Here is a 15,765-nt window from a genome sequence, read left to right on the forward strand (position 1 = left end):
GGTGATAAGAATGACAGAAGGAGCATTGGTTTTGGAGGGAGGTTCCCTTCGCGGCGTTTTTACAGCCGGCGTTCTAGACGTATTAATAGAACAGGAAGTGGAATTATCCTATGTTAACGGCGTATCTGCTGGTTCCATGTCGGGAATGAGCTATGTTAGCAAACAGTCTGGGCGTACCATTAAGGTCAATTTAGAATACGTCAGAGACAAACGTTTTATGAGTTTTCAAAACATGGTGAAAAACCGTTCAATTTTCAATTTTGACTTTTTATTTGGGGAATTAAGTGATACCCTGGTCCCCTTTGATTATGATACATTTTACCGTTCCAATCAGATCTTTGAAGTAGTTGCCACCAGGTGTAAGACCGGAAGACCGGAATACTTCGAAAAAAGTACCAGCGATGATTTTATCAGCGCAGTCAAGGCGTCAAGTAGCATTCCTGTCTTATCCAGCATGATTTCTGTCGATGGTAAAAAATATCTGGATGGCGGTTGTTCCATACCGGTTGCTTATCAAAGAGCCATTGATCTTGGATATGAAAAAATAGTAGTAGTTCTAACCAGAGAAAAGGGATACCGGAAACCTCTACTTGATAAATGGACCAAGAAGGGGTATGAACGCTATTTTGGACCATTGCCAAGGCTTTTAAAATCACTTGAAGAGGTACCGGAGCGGTATAACCGAATGCAAGAGGAGATTGATCAGTTGGAGGCAGCTGGTCGAATCTATGTCATACGTCCGGATAAGCATGTAACCGTCCAGAGAACGGAGCAGGATAAGCGAAAGCTGGAAGCTCTCTATGAAGACGGAAGACGGCTGGCCGAAGCCCAAATGGACGAATTAAAGCAGTATCTGGGGATCGAAGAGGAAGGAAAGGAAAAGACGGTATAATTTATGAGCATTTATGATACATTAAATCCAATGCAAAAGGAGGCGGTTCTCCATACGGAGGGACCGCTTCTTGTGCTGGCCGGAGCTGGGTCAGGAAAGACCAGAGTATTGACTCACCGGATTGCTTACTTAATAGAAGAAAAGGGAGTCAATCCCTGGAATATCCTTGCCATTACCTTTACCAACAAAGCGGCAGGGGAGATGAGAGAACGTGTGGATCGTCTGGTGAGTTTTGGAGCTGACAGTATATGGGTCTCTACGTTTCATTCCTCTTGCGTACGCATTTTAAGAAGACACATTGAGAGCCTTGGATATACCACAAATTTCACCATCTATGATACAGACGATCAGAAGACTCTGATGCGCCATGTGTTAAAAGGTCTTGATATGGACCCCAAGCTTTATAAGGAAAGAGCTATGCTAGGAGTGATTTCCACGGCCAAAAATGAGCTTATCTCCGCAGTTGAGTTTGAACTGAATGCATCTGGTGATTTCAGGCAGAAAAAGGTGGCTCAGGTTTATAAAGAGTATCAGAGTCAATTAAAAAAGAACAACGCTCTTGACTTTGATGATTTGATTATGAAAACAGTACAGCTTTTTGAAGGCAGCCCAGAGATTTTAAATTATTACCAGGAACGCTTTAAGTACATACTGGTAGATGAGTACCAGGATACCAATACCGCCCAGTTTAAACTGGTTAGCCTTTTGTCAGGAAAATACAAGAATCTTTGCGTAGTAGGAGATGACGATCAGTCTATCTATAAGTTTAGAGGCGCAAACATTGAAAATATATTAAACTTTGAAAAGTCCTATCCAGGGGCAGTAGTCATTAAACTGGAGCAAAACTACCGCTCCAGCCAAAGTATATTAAATGCAGCCAATGAAGTCATTCGCCACAACAGAGGGCGAAAGGATAAAACCCTTTGGACAGCCAATGATGAGGGCTCTCTGGTTCAGTTTAGGCAGTTTGATAATGCATCAGAGGAAGCGGATGCCATTGTTCGGGATATATTAAACAGTCCTACCGGTTATCAGGACTGCGCAGTACTTTATCGAACCAATGCACAGTCTCGTTTAATTGAAGAAAAATGCCTTCAGCACAATGTACCGTATCGCATGGTAGGAGGCGTCAACTTCTATCAGAGAAAAGAAATCAAGGATATCCTGGCGTATTTAAAAACCATTGCAAACGGCAAGGATGATTTGTCCGCATTAAGAGTCATCAATGTTCCAAAGCGTGGAATTGGCGCCACCAGCATTTCTAAAGTCCAGGCATTTGCATCAGAACACGGCTTTGATATCTACGATGCCTTTTGCCGAGCAAAAGCAGTTCCAGGATTAGGGAAAGCAGCGGACAAGGTCTTAAAATTTACAGAACTGATCGAAGATTTCAGAAACAGAATTGCAGATGAGGCTTACACCATTCATGAACTGATTGAAGACATACTAGATGAGACCGGATATCTAAAGGAACTAGAGGCCGAAGGAGAGATTGAATACCAGACGCGTCTTGAAAATATGGAAGAGCTTATTAACAAGGCAGTGAGCTTTGAGGCAGAACACGAGCACCCAGATTTAAGTGAGTTCCTAGAAGAAGTGGCCTTGGTAGCTGATGTGGACCGTATGGATGATTCCGAGAACAGGATCACTCTTATGACACTACATAGTGCCAAAGGGCTTGAGTTCCCCAGCGTGTATTTGACTGGAATGGAAGATGGTCTGTTCCCTAGCATGATGTCTATCTCTTCAGATGATAAAGAGGATGTGGAAGAAGAGCGCAGACTTTGTTATGTTGGAATCACCAGAGCGCGGAATTTCTTGATGATGACCTCTGCAAGACAACGTATGGTAAATGGGGAAACCAGATACAGTAAGGTGAGCCGTTTTATAGAGGAAATTCCAGAGGGACTGTTAGATTCCAGCCGATTGGAGCCAAGAAATGCGAAAATCCGCACCGCAGCAGACTTTGATGACAGTGAATTGCCTTGGGGAAAGGCAGGAAAATCTTTGGGAGTTAGTAGTTTTGGACCGGGAAATAATGCATATGCCTCCAAAACAGCAAAGCCTTCCTCTTCTCCTAGCTTTGGAAAAGCGTTTACAGTAGAAAAATCATCTTCTTTAAGTTATAAAGAAGGAGACCGGGTCAGCCACATCAAGTTTGGAGAAGGGCTTGTTATGGAGATTAAGGACGGCGGAAGAGATTACGAAGTCACGGTCCAGTTTGACAATGCAGGTGTTAAAAAAATGTTTGCCTCCTTCGCAAAACTAAAACTTTTATAAAAATAATAATCAATACATAAAATTCGCAAAAAATGTGAAAATGATAGTAAAAGACTCAATATAATGGTATAATAATTGCGATAGGCAGAGAGACTATACTTTGCCGGAGATTAGGAAAGCAAGGCTCTCAGAAAGGACGTGGAGACATGAACAGATTTGATGCAATGAGTAAAGAGGCTATGAGCAGACTAGAAGATCTTATGAATTCAAGTAAAGTGAATGAATTGCTTCATAGAAGAGAACGGGAAGAAAAGAAGAAAAATTGTATTCTCTGGATATTGGCTATAGTAGGAGCCGTGGCAGCGGTGGCAGGCATAGCCTATACCGTTTACCGTTTCTTCACACCGGATTATCTGGAAGATTTTGAAGATGATTTTGATGATGATTTCGATGATGATTTTTTTGAAGAAGATCATGCAGTCGAAGGTTCTGAACAATAAGATTGGCATTATGATAGAGAAGGAGCGTGCCTCAATTAGTGAGACACGCTTTTTGTTCGGTTAGAAATAAAAATGGATAGGAGTCATAAGAGTGAAAAAGGACGAAATATACGAAGGAATCATTGAACGGTTTGATTTTCCGGATAAAGGCTACATAGAACTTCCGGAAGGAAAGATTGCGGTTAAGCACACACTGCCAGGACAAAAGGTACGTGTTATGATTAATAAAAAACGGGCAGGACGGTTAGAAGGTAGAATTCTTGAAATTTTGGAACCATCAGAGCTTGAAACAGCGGAGAATCCATGTGCTCATTTTGGCATCTGCGGTGGTTGTACGTATCAGACTCTGCCTTATGAAGAGCAGCTTAAAATTAAAGAGAAGCAAGTAAAAGATTTAATTGATAGCGTATGTGAAGATTATGAATTTGAAGGAATCAAAGGAAGCCCTATGGAAGATGGGTATCGAAATAAGATGGAATTTTCCTTTGGAGATGAATTTAAGGACGGACCTTTGGCTCTTGGTATGCATAAAAGAGGAAGTTTTTATGATGTAGTGACAACGGGTGATTGCAAGATTGTTAATTCTGATTTCACGGATATTTTAAAGGCGGTAAAGGGGTATTTTGAAGCGGAAGGAACTGGGTTTTATAAGAAGATGCAGCATATTGGCTATCTTCGCCATCTTCTGGTACGTCGAGCGATAAAAACGGGTGAGATTTTAATTGATTTGGTTACGACTAGTCAGGAAGATAAGGATTTAAAACCTTTAACTGATATTTTATTGGGCTTATCTTTAAATGGGACTATCGTTGGAATTCTTCATACGTTTAATGATAGTCTAGCTGATGTCGTGAAGAATGACCGTACGGATATCTTATATGGCCAGGACTTCTTCTTTGAGGAGCTTTTGGGTCTTACATTTAAAATCTCTCCGTTTTCATTTTTCCAGACCAATTCACTTGGTGCAGAAGTTTTATATGAAGCAACAAGAAGCTATGTCGGGGAGACGAAGGATAAGGTCGTATTTGACTTATATAGCGGAACTGGTACGATCGCACAGATACTTGCACCTGTTGCTAAGAAGGTTGTTGGTGTGGAGATCGTTGAGGAAGCTGTGGAGGCAGCAAAAGAAAATGCAAAGCGCAATGGCCTTGAGAACTGTGAGTTTATTGCTGGGGATGTATTGAAGGTTATCGATGAGATCCAGGACAAGCCAGATCTGATTATTTTGGATCCGCCTCGGGATGGGATACATCCAAAGGCGTTGGGGAAGATTATTGATTTTGGAGTGGATAAGTTGGTGTATGTATCTTGTAAACCTACCAGTCTTGTGAGGGATTTAATTGTGCTTCAGGAGAGAGGGTATAAGGTGGAGAAGGTTTGTTGTGTAGACATGTTTCCTTCAACCGCGAACGTGGAGACAGTTTGTCTGTTGGAGCGGAAAGCCCAGTAATTCAAGGTTTCTGGCATTTTGAAAAGAAAATGGAAGGGCACTTTTTGTTTTGAAGAGTAGTCCTAGGAAACTTATTTTACCCCAGGGGTAAGATTTAGCAGAGTAATGTTTAGCAAATGGATAACACATTGTCATTTTGAAAAGCAATAAGAAATTATAATTTGTATCCTGTGATTATTGTAGTGATTTAAACTAATGAAGTAAAAGGATTAAATATTATGTTAGAATATGAAAAATATATAAAAGAGTTTGAACTGGATTTCACCTGGGTTATAGATTAGGCGGTTATTAAATTATCCAAAACATTTGATAAATTATTCAGTGAACAGAAAAAAGAATTAATACCAACTACAATTAAGCGAGCACTTACTATGCTAAAAGGAGATTATAATATTCCAACAAAAATGCAAATAAGCTATGATATTGCAAACGGTTATCATGACTTGCGAATACTTACACAGGAAGAAAACCTTGAGAAAGAAATTTATTACCTCCGTAATGTATTAGATATGTATGAGTACTATTTTGGGATGGGAGATGAACAGAATCTTGATGAGCCAATTACTAAGGTGGCAAGATATATCGCCATGCGTACATATACTAATATTGGAAATACAATGCGTATAACAGGGCGATATATCGCTGCAATAGACTATTTTAATGAAGCCTTATTGATAGAAGATGCTTTTGCTATGGCGAGTCTAAATCTTTCGTTAACACTTTTTCAGTATGCCCAGTTTCAAATAAAATCATATGAGCAAAATTATTATCATCATGCTTGTTATTATTTTTACCAACAAACTCAGAAGCATAAAGTTAACTTGGAGGAACAAGGTTATTTAGCAATGCTTGAAAAAAGTATATCTATATTTCATTCAGATTATATTGAGGGTTATTTAAAAAAGCCTCTTGATTTGCCAGTGTTTAAGGTAAGAAGCCTTGAAGAAGCTAAGTATCGAGATTATATGCTAGTATTCCGTCTTTTTCTAGAGCCTTGCTTAGATATATTAGGTGACCATTGTTTTGCTGTTGATAGTATTAATCTTCCGCTGGATGAGAAAGATGATTCTAAGAATGAAGAGTTTATTGGCCTATTTAATCAAATTAAACAAGAATTTAATTTGGCAAGATATTTGTGGTATAAATCCACGGTGTTATTAGAACCATCAAATCACTTCGCAGATTGTGAATTGGATTTTACTGATATAGGAGAGTGTGCAGATCATTCATTAAAGGAGAGTTTTCTACGAACTGCTTTTAAAACTGTCTATTCAGTTTTTGATAGAATTGGTTTTTTTATTAATTACTACTTTAATATTGGTCTGTCAGGTACCATGATTAGTTTTAAAAATATATGGAAAGAAGAATTAAAAGATCGTAATGGTAATACTTATTTTTCGGTGCCGAGCCCTTTAATAAAGAAACACGGGAATAACCCTATGATTAAAGCAATGTACTGGCTTCAAAAAGATTTCTATGAAGATAAAAAAACTAATATAACCAGTCCAAATGCTGAACCTATGTTTCAAATGAGAAATGATATGGAGCATAACTGCTTACGAACTGGGAAAAAGCAAGGAGATACAACTTTTACAAAATACACAAATGAATATAGGATAGATGAGAATACATGCAGGCTTCTCAAATTATCAAGAGAGATGATTATTTATCTTTGTTTAGCTATCAATTTTGAAAACAGAGAAAAGAAACAAGAATAATTAAAGAGAGCATTTTAAGGTTGAAGGTTTGCTCAATGTGCAGATGGAAGTAAGATAGGGGAAGAAAGACAATTCAGTTGGAGTGAATTTACAGAAGGAGTGTACACATTAAAAGAGATGCTTGATAATAAAATTAAGGCAGCTCAAACGATGGGAAGAATATATGTTGATTCCACTAATTTAGCTAATAAACTTGTCCAGTAATGGTAGGAATGCAACAACAGGAGATTGTTTACACAAAATCAGAAATTTTATTAAATGTATCATTTGATTCAAAGGGTAAGAGATGCTAGGGATACTCCGAATTCTTTACAGAAAGCAGAATGTGTTTTACGCCAGATTAATAAAGGTTAGCGAGAATATGCTTGAAGTACTCGATATACCGTGTACCAGTTCTACCTATAAACATGAGTAGACATCTCCTTTTTGTGTCTACTTAATTGCTAAATGGTCATTCATCGTGACCACTTTCTAATATACCTAAGTATTATTTTTGAAAATAAAGCTAAAAGTAGATGATAGAAAGGTGAAGTTATGAAACTAAATGATTTTATATTTGAATATGAATCAAATACTAGATATCCAGGGTTATGCCGAATTAGAACATTTATTAATAATAAAAATGAATTGTATGTTGTTTTCACGGATCTAGATATTAAAAATCCATCTGCAAGTGTTACAAATGACTTAGAAAAAATATATTATGGCTTAATGAATAATGGATTTATTACTCAGAAATATAAAGTAATTGAACATTATGAGCATATAGATGTGTTTTTAAGTTTGGGAGATGCGAAATTTGGAGAATTTTCGTTGGTTGAACTGAAAGCAGGAGATATGACCTTGTGGCATCGCTGTAATGTAAAGCAAATCTTAGAATTCTTAGATGTTAAAGAGGAAGAATTTTTAAATAAAACATGGAATGACTGGAGACATATCAATACAATCGAACAAAAGAGAACGAGAATATATCCATTTCTTGATTATGGATTTAATGAAAATATTGAGGTGATTAGACGAAGATTAGAACTTGAAGATAATAAATTGAATAAAGTTCAAATTTCAGAGTTAATTAGTAATAAATCAGCAGAAAAAGACTTTCTAGATTTATTAAAAAAGGATTTAACAATTTTTGCGGAAGTATATGCAAGTCCTCCAGAAGAATACATTTGTTTTTCTGAATTTCCTATAGGTGACGGAGGAAGAGTTGATTTTGCTTTGTTTTCAAGTAGATCAAGGATGGATGTTACCTTAATTGAAATTAAAGGTGCAGAATTTGAATTGATGGTAAACAATGGTGGATATTACACTTTTTCAAAAAAAATGGAAATTGCTATATCACAAATTAAAGCTAGATCTGGTTATGTTCATAGAAATTATAGCGAGTTTAGGAAATATGTACATCAAGTAAGGCAAGAGGTTGAGGGCGGTAATAGATTATATAATTCTTTAATTGGACCGAAAGGGAACTTATTAGTTGATCCTAATAAGGATATAAATATCAGATATATAGTTATTGGAGGAAGAACAAATGATGATCTTAGAGAAAGTTGGAAAAGGCATGAATATGAATGTTCTAACAACCCACCAATGCATATAGAAACATGGAATTCTTTTATCAGACGTATGTCTAGATCATAGTTACGCCCCACTAAAAAGAAATGACAATAAATATAGTCTAGCAATTGGGTAATCTAATAGGATATCACATGCTCCTATGTGGAGTTAGAGTTAAAAATGGGATGCTATTTCTTGAACTTTAATTTCTCCCCCGAATCTGGTAGGGTATCTATACCTCAAATGACATAGAGAGCTTAAATGCTACATACTGTAAGCTAAAACGTCGAAGGAATGTATTTTCATAATAAAAGCATTATACCTTTCAACCTTTTAAGCTACAAAAAAAATAGAGTATCTACAACCGTAATTTGGGTCAAGTCTGCAGTGGATTAAGCATTATTTAGGGTGGACGACTGATTGAATAGTGTTGTAAGATCTAAGTTTAGAGTAATAGGTTTTTTCAGTCGTATATCATAGATCATTTTGAACTGGTGATTTTTTGTATCACGGTCAAATACCCCCCCGATATACAGTAAAAAGGTATAAAAACTTCTAGCTATAATAAAAGTTAGTTTGAAAGCCACAAATAAAAAACTGTAGGTATCCAAATGGATAAAGAATACATTAACATATACAACCTGGAATGATTTTAAGAGGATAATTAATGACAGGATAGGTGCATCTATATCTAAATATACCACCAAAGTACAACATCTTAAATATCAAGGGATTACAGCTTTGAGGAGTGCAGGCTGATTGTGAAAGAAATGACGGATGCCTTATGTCTGGATATGGCAGCTAAAAGTGTGATTACCGGTTCTCTATCATTGATGATTGGATATTCGAATGAGATGGGATTAAAACCGTCAATAAGAACCATAACCATGTCTGTTACCACAAATTTCTACCGATTGATGATCCCTTATGTGATAGGACTGTATGAACGTATTGTGGAAAAGAGCATACCAATACGGCGGTTGAGTCTGTTATGCAATCATATTGTGAATGATGCTTACGAACAGTATGATTTATTTACTGACCAGACAGAACTGGAAAAGGACAAATAGCATTTGATGCTACTATGCCTCGATAAGACAGGAACTTAATGCCATATTTGTTGTCAGACATATTCCTAAAGTCTTAAAGTAAATGTTAAGCTATCAATCCAAAGGGGATGACCGTGTATAATTCGTCGTTTCAATTGTTGCGAGTTTTTTTCCACGTCCACATTTTGGCGAGGACAGGGGACAATGTCTTGAGCACCCATTGCAGTGCTTAGATTGCAAGAAATGTTGCAGTTCAATATCCTCTACAGATGCTGCATTTTTTCGTTTAAAATAAGAAAACATATAATGACCTCCTTACGATTCGTTTTAATAGACCTAAAAATGTTGCAGACCAGACTTATTATATCAACAAGGCCTTTTTAGCAACTGTCACATTACAGATAATATGTTCAATTGTACATGCCTCACAGTTGGTCTGGATGACTATGCGAAAAAAGCCAACTACTTAAAGCAAGAATTTCATGATGACTTTGTACGCAGACTGCTTCTTACAGTCTGCGTTTTAATTGAAAGCAAATTAAATATTCAATTACAAACGGGTATTGTCGTTCGACGGGATGTCCTATGTGATGACTAAATAACGGCAGGGCCGAACGACCAGCGTTTCTTGCTAGACTCTCTATTAAAGATTGGTTATTAAATCATCTAGGAAGTTATTTACAGTGCTAAGTACTTCTTTATTGTATTCTCTAAATATTTTTACGAATTTTTCATGTTCATCCTTATGGAGTATTTCATGTATTTTAAAAATTTCTTTTCCCTGAGCAGTCAGGGTATAATAGATTTCTTTTTTGTTATTTTCTAGGTGATTTCCTTTTATTAACTCCTTCTTTAATAGTTTACTAGTAATCTTAGATATAGCACCTTTTGTCATATTTAATTCTTTTGATATAAATGTTGAATTAGTTAATTGATTTTTTCCAATACAATCAATCGCATGAATTTCTGAAAGCATTAAGTTCATATTTTGAATATCTTTAAAATCATTTTTGAGTAACAAATTTCTTACTTCTTCTTCATGTCCATCCATCATGTTACTTATATGTTCAAAGACTGTTACCAGTTTATTTATTGTTATATCTACCTCAAATTTTGAGTTTTCTGTTTTCATAATTGCATTCTCCATTTCGAATTTTGTTTCCATGTAAACAACTAGATTATAACACATATTCGTAGAAGGTTCAATATATATTTTAAAAATAGTTTACAAGGAAACAATATTATGATACTGTAATATTATTCCTAGGAAAAATAAACAAATAAATATGTTGGAGGTTATCGAATGAAAATTGATTTAAGTTTTAAAATAAAAAAAGAAATGTTAGATGAAATGCTCTCTGCTGTTAAAGCTACTAACGAGGCAGCTGAAAAATCTGGCCATGTAGGCACTCATTTGGATGTTATGAATGGAGAATTTTCAATAGATAATATTATAACAAAAGGTAAAATATTTGATATAGGCCATATAAAAACTGGGGAAGTAAAATTAGAGGATTTAGATTTAGGGGACATCAAAGAAAATGATTTTGTATTCTTTCATTCAGGAATTATGAATCAGTATGGATATGGTTCAAAAGAATATTTCTCAACATATATTGAATTATCTGATGAACTAATAGATTATCTTCTTAATAAGAGAGTAAGTCTTATAGGCGTGGATATGGCTGGAGCTAAAAAGCCGGAAGATCACCTTCGAATTGATTTACATTGTGCTGAAAGAGGAGTTTTTATTATTGAAAATCTTACTAACTTAGATTTATTATTAAAAGAAACTCTTGAAAAATCTTTCACAGTATATACTTTTCCTGCAAACATGAGCGGCTTTTCTGGTCTTTCTTGCAGAGTAATTGCTGAAATATAAATTAAAAAGAATCCAAATGCTATCCGGCGATTGGTGCCATTAGAGTTAAAGTTATCCCGCAGCACGGTCAAAAGAGCTTTGGCCGACCTTGAAAGCAGCGAACATCTGCGCAAGGAGCAGCGGTGGCGGGAAAACAGTGGAAAAGTAGCAATCTGTATTACATCAAGCAGCCGGATTCAAGTTAATAGTAATAAAAATGGCCTTCCCTTCAGGGGAAGGCCTGTCCTTTGAATGGACTAAGGAAGGATTCCTGGTGAATCGTCAAGACTAATCTCTCTAACGTACATAACTGACTAGAGACCAAAGGGTTTCGGAGTTTTGAAGGGGGTATGTAGGAGTGCTTTTGTGGTTGATTGAGGAGGAATATGTTTCCGTTTACCGTGATGTGGTTAGGAAAATGAACGTTTTGGCAAAAGGTTATGAATTCAAACTTTACTATCTCCATTTAAACGGTTTATCGTAGGCATAAAAGCTTTTGGTTTAAATTATATCTTAATTGAGCTGGGGTCTCATGATAGAATTAAGGACAAATTAATGAAAGGTACATCTTCAACCACGAGGATGTGCCTTTTATTTTTTTAAAACATTGACACCAAAAAAATAAGGAAATCAGCATAGATATTCATCATCATTCATAGCGTAAATTTCCAGAAATAGCATATATACAAACATATGTTCTGGTAATATAATTAAATTAGATCTGGATCATGGTAATAAAAAATGGGAGGTGTTTCTCGGTTGGAAGAGCAAATCTACTTATGTATTGATCTGAAATCATTTTATGCTTCTGTAGAATGTGTGGAGCGTAAGCTTGATCCTCTGGTTACGAATCTTGCGGTGGCTGACCCTGAGAGAAGTGAGAAAACAATATGCCTTGCGATTTCACCAGCTATGAAGGCATTGGGAATAAAGAATCGGTGTAGAGTATTCCAGATACCTAAAGATGTCCAGTACATTATGGCACCGCCAAGAATGAAACTCTACATCCAATATTCAGTGGATATTTATGGAATTTATTTAAAATATATCTCCAAAGAGGATATCCATGTTTATTCCATTGATGAATGTTTCCTTGACGTGACCCATTATCTTTCTATGTATCATATAAGCGCAAAGGAATTGGCATTGCGGATCATGGAAGATATTAAAATTACCAAAGGAATTACTGCTACAGCAGGAATTGGAACAAACTTGTATCTGGCAAAAGTAGCACTGGATATTATGGCAAAGCATTCGGAAGACAATATCGGATACCTCAATGAGGAACTCTACCAAAAAACATTGTGGAAGCACCGGCCCCTCACTGATTTCTGGAGAATAGGTAAGGGGATTTCAAACAGCCTGAATCATATTGGTATTTTCAATATGGGCGATATTACCTGCGCAAATGAGAATTCCCTATACCGATTGTTTGGCATTGATGCGGAGCTTTTGATAGACCATGCCTGGGGAAGGGAAACAACCACCATGGCAGACATTAAGGCGTATAAACCCAAAAGCAATTCCGTGTCCAACGGTCAGGTGCTTGCAAGAGATTACAGCTTTGAGGAGTGCAGGCTGATTGTAAAAGAAATGACGGATGCCTTATGTCTGGATATGGCAGCTAAAAGTGTGATTACCGGTTCTCTATCATTGATGATTGGATATTCCAATGAAATGGGATTAAAACCGTCAATAGGAACCATAACCATGTCTATTACCACGAATTCCTACCGATTGATTATCCCTTATGTGATGGGACTGTATGAACGTATTGTGGAGAAGAGCATACCAATACGGCGGTTGAGTCTGTCATGTAATCATATTGTGAATGATGCTTACGAACAGTATGATTTATTTACTGACCAGACAGAACTGGAAAAGGACAAGAAGTTACAGAAGGCAGCATTGGAAATCAAAGAAAGGTTTGGTAAAAACGCTCTTGTGCGAGGGATGGATTTGCAGGAAGCCGGTACCACAATAGAACGGAACAGACAGATTGGAGGTCATAAAAGTGGAGAGTAGAAGGCGTAAAATGGATAGGGGAAGCCGAGCGAAACAATTTATGCCTTTTGATGCATTAAAGGGGTTTCGGGAAGCGGTGGCAGAAAAGGAACGGATTCTTGTTTCGAAACGTGATTTATCGGAAGAGAAGAAAGAAGAGTTAGACTGGAAGTTAAAACAAATTCAGAAAGAAGACATAATTACAGTGGAATGTTATCAGAATAGAGAATATGTGCAGGTAACCGGAATGGTAACTCGAATGGATGATGTAGGCAGAGCATTGGAGATTGCCAATAGGAGAATAGCTTATACTGATATATCTGATTTAAAATGTGATATGTTCCAAGAGTGAATTCTGTGTGGAAGAGTAAGAGAAATACGATACATTTATTTAAAAATTCAAATAGCTTTTTTAAAATCATTATGGATAATCGCCTTCCTCCTATAAAACTCCTAATCTTTTTACCGTATGATATATCAAGAAAGTATCCTAATAGTTAAACACAGCCTTGTTTTCTGTGCCTTACTGTTAGAGTACTTTTCTTCCTTTTATTATAAATATTAGCGAACAGCGTATCCAAGAAGATTAAATGGCTTACGGCTTGAAGTAAGAAGCAGGGTGCTGAGTTGCTTCTCTTCTAGCTCTGTAAAACTGGGGGCGCTTGTACTGATTGCTCCAATAGGTTTGTTGGGAAAAAAATGTTTTAAAAAATATTAGTTGCAAAGGAAACCAATTAACACTATACTAATATTAGTTTCAAGTGAAACTATATTGCGGAGGTATGATCATGAATGAAAGCATAGGTAAATTGACTGCTGCAATTAATCGGAATTTGCAGATTATTTTAAATCATAAGCTAAAGGACATTTCGATTCGAAGCGGACAGCATGATTTTTTTTATGTCATCTCACTATATGAGGGAATAACACAGAAAGAGCTAAGTGAATGGCTCTATATCAGTAAATCAACAACTGCTAAAGCAGTTAAGAATCTGATGGATCACGGTTATGTGCGTAAAGAAAAGGATACAGAAGATAATCGTTATGACCGTTTGTATCTGACGGAAAAAGGGAAACAAATATCGGCTCAGATGCAGGAAACATTCAAAGAGGTTGTGGAAATTACAACAAGAAACCTTTCTCCATTAGAAATTAAACAAACGAAGGAACTGCTGAAAAGAATTCTAAGTAATGTTTTAGAGGAAAATAGGGCTGAAGATTCGCTTTAATTATTTAAGTCACTAAGAGAGGAATCATAAACATGGAAAACAAACCGAAAATATGGACGAAAGATTTTATTGGCATCACAATAATTAATCTGCTGATTTTTATGGGGTTTCAAATGCTCCTTCCCACGCTGCCGCTTTACGTTAAGTCTTTAGGCGGGGCCGATTCTGTCATTGGCTGGATTACAGGTCTTACCACAATATCTGCACTGATTATCCGGCCTGTTTCTGGTGCGGCCGTTGATAAATGGGGACGTAAGGTAATACTACTTGCTGGTATTGGGCTTATTATTGCGGTAACGCTGTCCTATTGGTTGTTCCCATATGTGGGCGTTATTCTTGTTATTCGTTTTCTCCATGGATTTGGCTGGGGTGCATCTAGTACCTCAAGCAATACCGTGGCAACAGATATCATCCCAAAAGAAAGATTTGGGGAATCTATGGGATTTTTCAGCCTTTCCTCGGGCCTTGCAATGGCATTGGCACCAGGTCTTGGACTGGCTTTATTTGCGGGGGGAGATGCATCAAATCTGATGTTTACATCTGCAGGCTTTGGAGTAATCGCCTTCTGTTTGGCTCTTTTCTTCCGTTACCGTACAGTAGAGAGGCAGCAAATAGTCACAAAGAAAGCTGCTATTTTTGAACCTGCTTCCATACTGCCAGCTATTGTTATGTTTTTCGTTTCAGCTGCGTATGGTTCCATAGTCAGTTTCCTATCTATCTATGCATTAGAAAAGGGAATCGCAAATATTGGCCTGTATTTTTTTGTCTATGCTGCCGCAATGCTGGTAACCAGACCGATTTTTGGGCGATTAGTTGATCGGTTGAAGTTTAGCGCTGCTATGTACCCAGGCTTGATTTTACTGATCATAGCTATGGTAATTCTGTCTCAGGCATCTACCATGTTGATTTTTTTATTTGTTGCTTTGTTATTTGGTGTAGGATTTGGTGCGGTTCAGTCGAGCTTGCAAACTTTGGCGGTTATTTATGCGCCAAAAGACAGACTTGGAGCAGCAAATGCAACATTTTTCACCGGATTTGATGGCGGAATAGGTTTTGGTTCAATCGTTGCTGGCGTTGTCTCATCTGCATTGGGATACAATTGGATGTATTTAACGTTTGCCATCTTCCCTGCTCTTGCAGGAATTTTATATTTTTTTACTTCTGGGAAGATTAAAAAAACAGCGTGATTATTCATATAAAGTTATGAGATATAAAGATATTAGATATCGAAAAATGAGTGTTGTCATGTTATAATCAGTACAGTTATTTTATAAAAATAAGG

Annotated in this window: 13 protein-coding genes; 12 read left to right on the forward strand and 1 reads right to left on the reverse strand. The window is 36.8% G+C overall.

What is annotated here, in order from left to right; all coding sequences use genetic code 11:
* Positions 1 to 10 precede the first annotated feature (10 nt).
* The 7 genes from BET01_RS18275 to BET01_RS18305 all read left to right on the forward strand — a co-directional run bounded on the left by BET01_RS18275 (position 11) and on the right by BET01_RS18305 (position 9,410).
* Positions 11 to 892 (forward strand): patatin-like phospholipase family protein, encoded by an 882-nt coding sequence (locus BET01_RS18275; RefSeq protein WP_120198317.1) that lies wholly within the window; start codon positions 11 to 13, stop codon positions 890 to 892.
* Between the two features lie 3 nt (positions 893 to 895).
* Positions 896 to 3,172 carry a DNA helicase PcrA gene (gene pcrA, locus BET01_RS18280; RefSeq protein WP_120198318.1) on the forward strand — a complete coding sequence of 759 codons (2,277 nt, stop codon included), beginning with the start codon at positions 896 to 898 and terminating at the stop codon, positions 3,170 to 3,172.
* A 146-nt stretch (positions 3,173 to 3,318) separates the two neighbouring features.
* Positions 3,319 to 3,612, forward strand: a complete 294-nt coding sequence (locus BET01_RS18285) for a DUF4366 domain-containing protein (protein WP_120198319.1) — start codon at positions 3,319 to 3,321, stop codon at positions 3,610 to 3,612.
* 91 nt (positions 3,613 to 3,703) lie between these two features.
* Positions 3,704 to 5,065, forward strand: a complete 1,362-nt coding sequence (gene rlmD, locus BET01_RS18290; protein ID WP_120198320.1) for a 23S rRNA (uracil(1939)-C(5))-methyltransferase RlmD — start codon at positions 3,704 to 3,706, stop codon at positions 5,063 to 5,065.
* Between the two features lie 371 nt (positions 5,066 to 5,436).
* Positions 5,437 to 6,783 carry an LA2681 family HEPN domain-containing protein gene (locus BET01_RS18295; protein ID WP_147422829.1) on the forward strand — a complete coding sequence of 449 codons (1,347 nt, stop codon included), beginning with the start codon at positions 5,437 to 5,439 and terminating at the stop codon, positions 6,781 to 6,783.
* A gap of 534 nt (positions 6,784 to 7,317) precedes the next feature.
* The gene (locus tag BET01_RS18300; RefSeq protein ID WP_120198322.1) at positions 7,318 to 8,424 is read left to right on the forward strand and encodes a Shedu immune nuclease family protein; all 1,107 of its coding nucleotides are present in this window, start codon (positions 7,318 to 7,320) and stop codon (positions 8,422 to 8,424) included.
* Positions 8,425 to 9,062: 638 nt separating this feature from the next.
* Entirely contained in the window at positions 9,063 to 9,410 is a 348-nt protein-coding gene (locus BET01_RS18305; protein ID WP_279221943.1) for a DinB/UmuC family translesion DNA polymerase, read from the forward strand.
* A gap of 622 nt (positions 9,411 to 10,032) precedes the next feature.
* Here BET01_RS18305 and BET01_RS18310 read toward each other — a convergent pair.
* Positions 10,033 to 10,521 (reverse strand): MarR family transcriptional regulator, encoded by a 489-nt coding sequence (locus tag BET01_RS18310; RefSeq protein WP_120198324.1) that lies wholly within the window; start codon positions 10,519 to 10,521, stop codon positions 10,033 to 10,035.
* Between the two features lie 171 nt (positions 10,522 to 10,692).
* Here BET01_RS18310 and BET01_RS18315 point away from each other — a divergent pair, with 171 nt between their 5' ends.
* The 5 genes from BET01_RS18315 (at position 10,693) to BET01_RS18340 (ending at position 15,670) form a co-directional block, all read left to right on the forward strand.
* Positions 10,693 to 11,271 (forward strand): cyclase family protein, encoded by a 579-nt coding sequence (locus BET01_RS18315; RefSeq protein WP_120198325.1) that lies wholly within the window; start codon positions 10,693 to 10,695, stop codon positions 11,269 to 11,271.
* Positions 11,272 to 12,009: 738 nt separating this feature from the next.
* On the forward strand, positions 12,010 to 13,275 hold the full coding sequence (locus BET01_RS18325) for a Y-family DNA polymerase (RefSeq protein ID WP_330513178.1): 1,266 nt from the start codon (positions 12,010 to 12,012) through the stop codon (positions 13,273 to 13,275).
* Positions 13,265 to 13,606 (forward strand): YolD-like family protein, encoded by a 342-nt coding sequence (locus BET01_RS18330; protein ID WP_120198327.1) that lies wholly within the window; start codon positions 13,265 to 13,267, stop codon positions 13,604 to 13,606. The genes BET01_RS18325 and BET01_RS18330 overlap by 11 nt, the downstream gene beginning before the upstream one ends.
* Before the next feature lie 436 nt (positions 13,607 to 14,042).
* The gene (locus tag BET01_RS18335) at positions 14,043 to 14,483 is read left to right on the forward strand and encodes a MarR family winged helix-turn-helix transcriptional regulator (RefSeq protein ID WP_120198328.1); all 441 of its coding nucleotides are present in this window, start codon (positions 14,043 to 14,045) and stop codon (positions 14,481 to 14,483) included.
* 32 nt (positions 14,484 to 14,515) lie between these two features.
* Entirely contained in the window at positions 14,516 to 15,670 is a 1,155-nt protein-coding gene (locus BET01_RS18340) for an MFS transporter (protein WP_120198329.1), read from the forward strand.
* Positions 15,671 to 15,765: the final 95 nt, after the last annotated feature.

Source organism: Lacrimispora algidixylanolytica, assembly GCF_003609635.1.
In the GTDB taxonomy this organism is placed as follows: Bacteria; Bacillota; Clostridia; order Lachnospirales; family Lachnospiraceae; genus Lacrimispora; species Lacrimispora algidixylanolytica.

What these genes read in the sequence shown, in the direction of transcription:
- BET01_RS18275 (WP_120198317.1), top strand. Translation starts at nt 11, where the DNA reads ATGACAGAAGGAGCATTGGTTTTGGAGGGAGGTTCCCTTCGCGGCGTT.
- pcrA (WP_120198318.1), top strand. Translation starts at nt 896, where the DNA reads ATGAGCATTTATGATACATTAAATCCAATGCAAAAGGAGGCGGTTCTC.
- BET01_RS18285 (WP_120198319.1), top strand. Translation starts at nt 3,319, where the DNA reads ATGAACAGATTTGATGCAATGAGTAAAGAGGCTATGAGCAGACTAGAA.
- BET01_RS18295 (WP_147422829.1), top strand. Translation starts at nt 5,437, where the DNA reads ATGCTAAAAGGAGATTATAATATTCCAACAAAAATGCAAATAAGCTAT.
- BET01_RS18300 (WP_120198322.1), top strand. Translation starts at nt 7,318, where the DNA reads ATGAAACTAAATGATTTTATATTTGAATATGAATCAAATACTAGATAT.
- BET01_RS18310 (WP_120198324.1), bottom strand. Translation starts at nt 10,521, where the DNA reads ATGAAAACAGAAAACTCAAAATTTGAGGTAGATATAACAATAAATAAA.
- BET01_RS18315 (WP_120198325.1), top strand. Translation starts at nt 10,693, where the DNA reads ATGAAAATTGATTTAAGTTTTAAAATAAAAAAAGAAATGTTAGATGAA.
- BET01_RS18335 (WP_120198328.1), top strand. Translation starts at nt 14,043, where the DNA reads ATGAATGAAAGCATAGGTAAATTGACTGCTGCAATTAATCGGAATTTG.
- BET01_RS18340 (WP_120198329.1), top strand. Translation starts at nt 14,516, where the DNA reads ATGGAAAACAAACCGAAAATATGGACGAAAGATTTTATTGGCATCACA.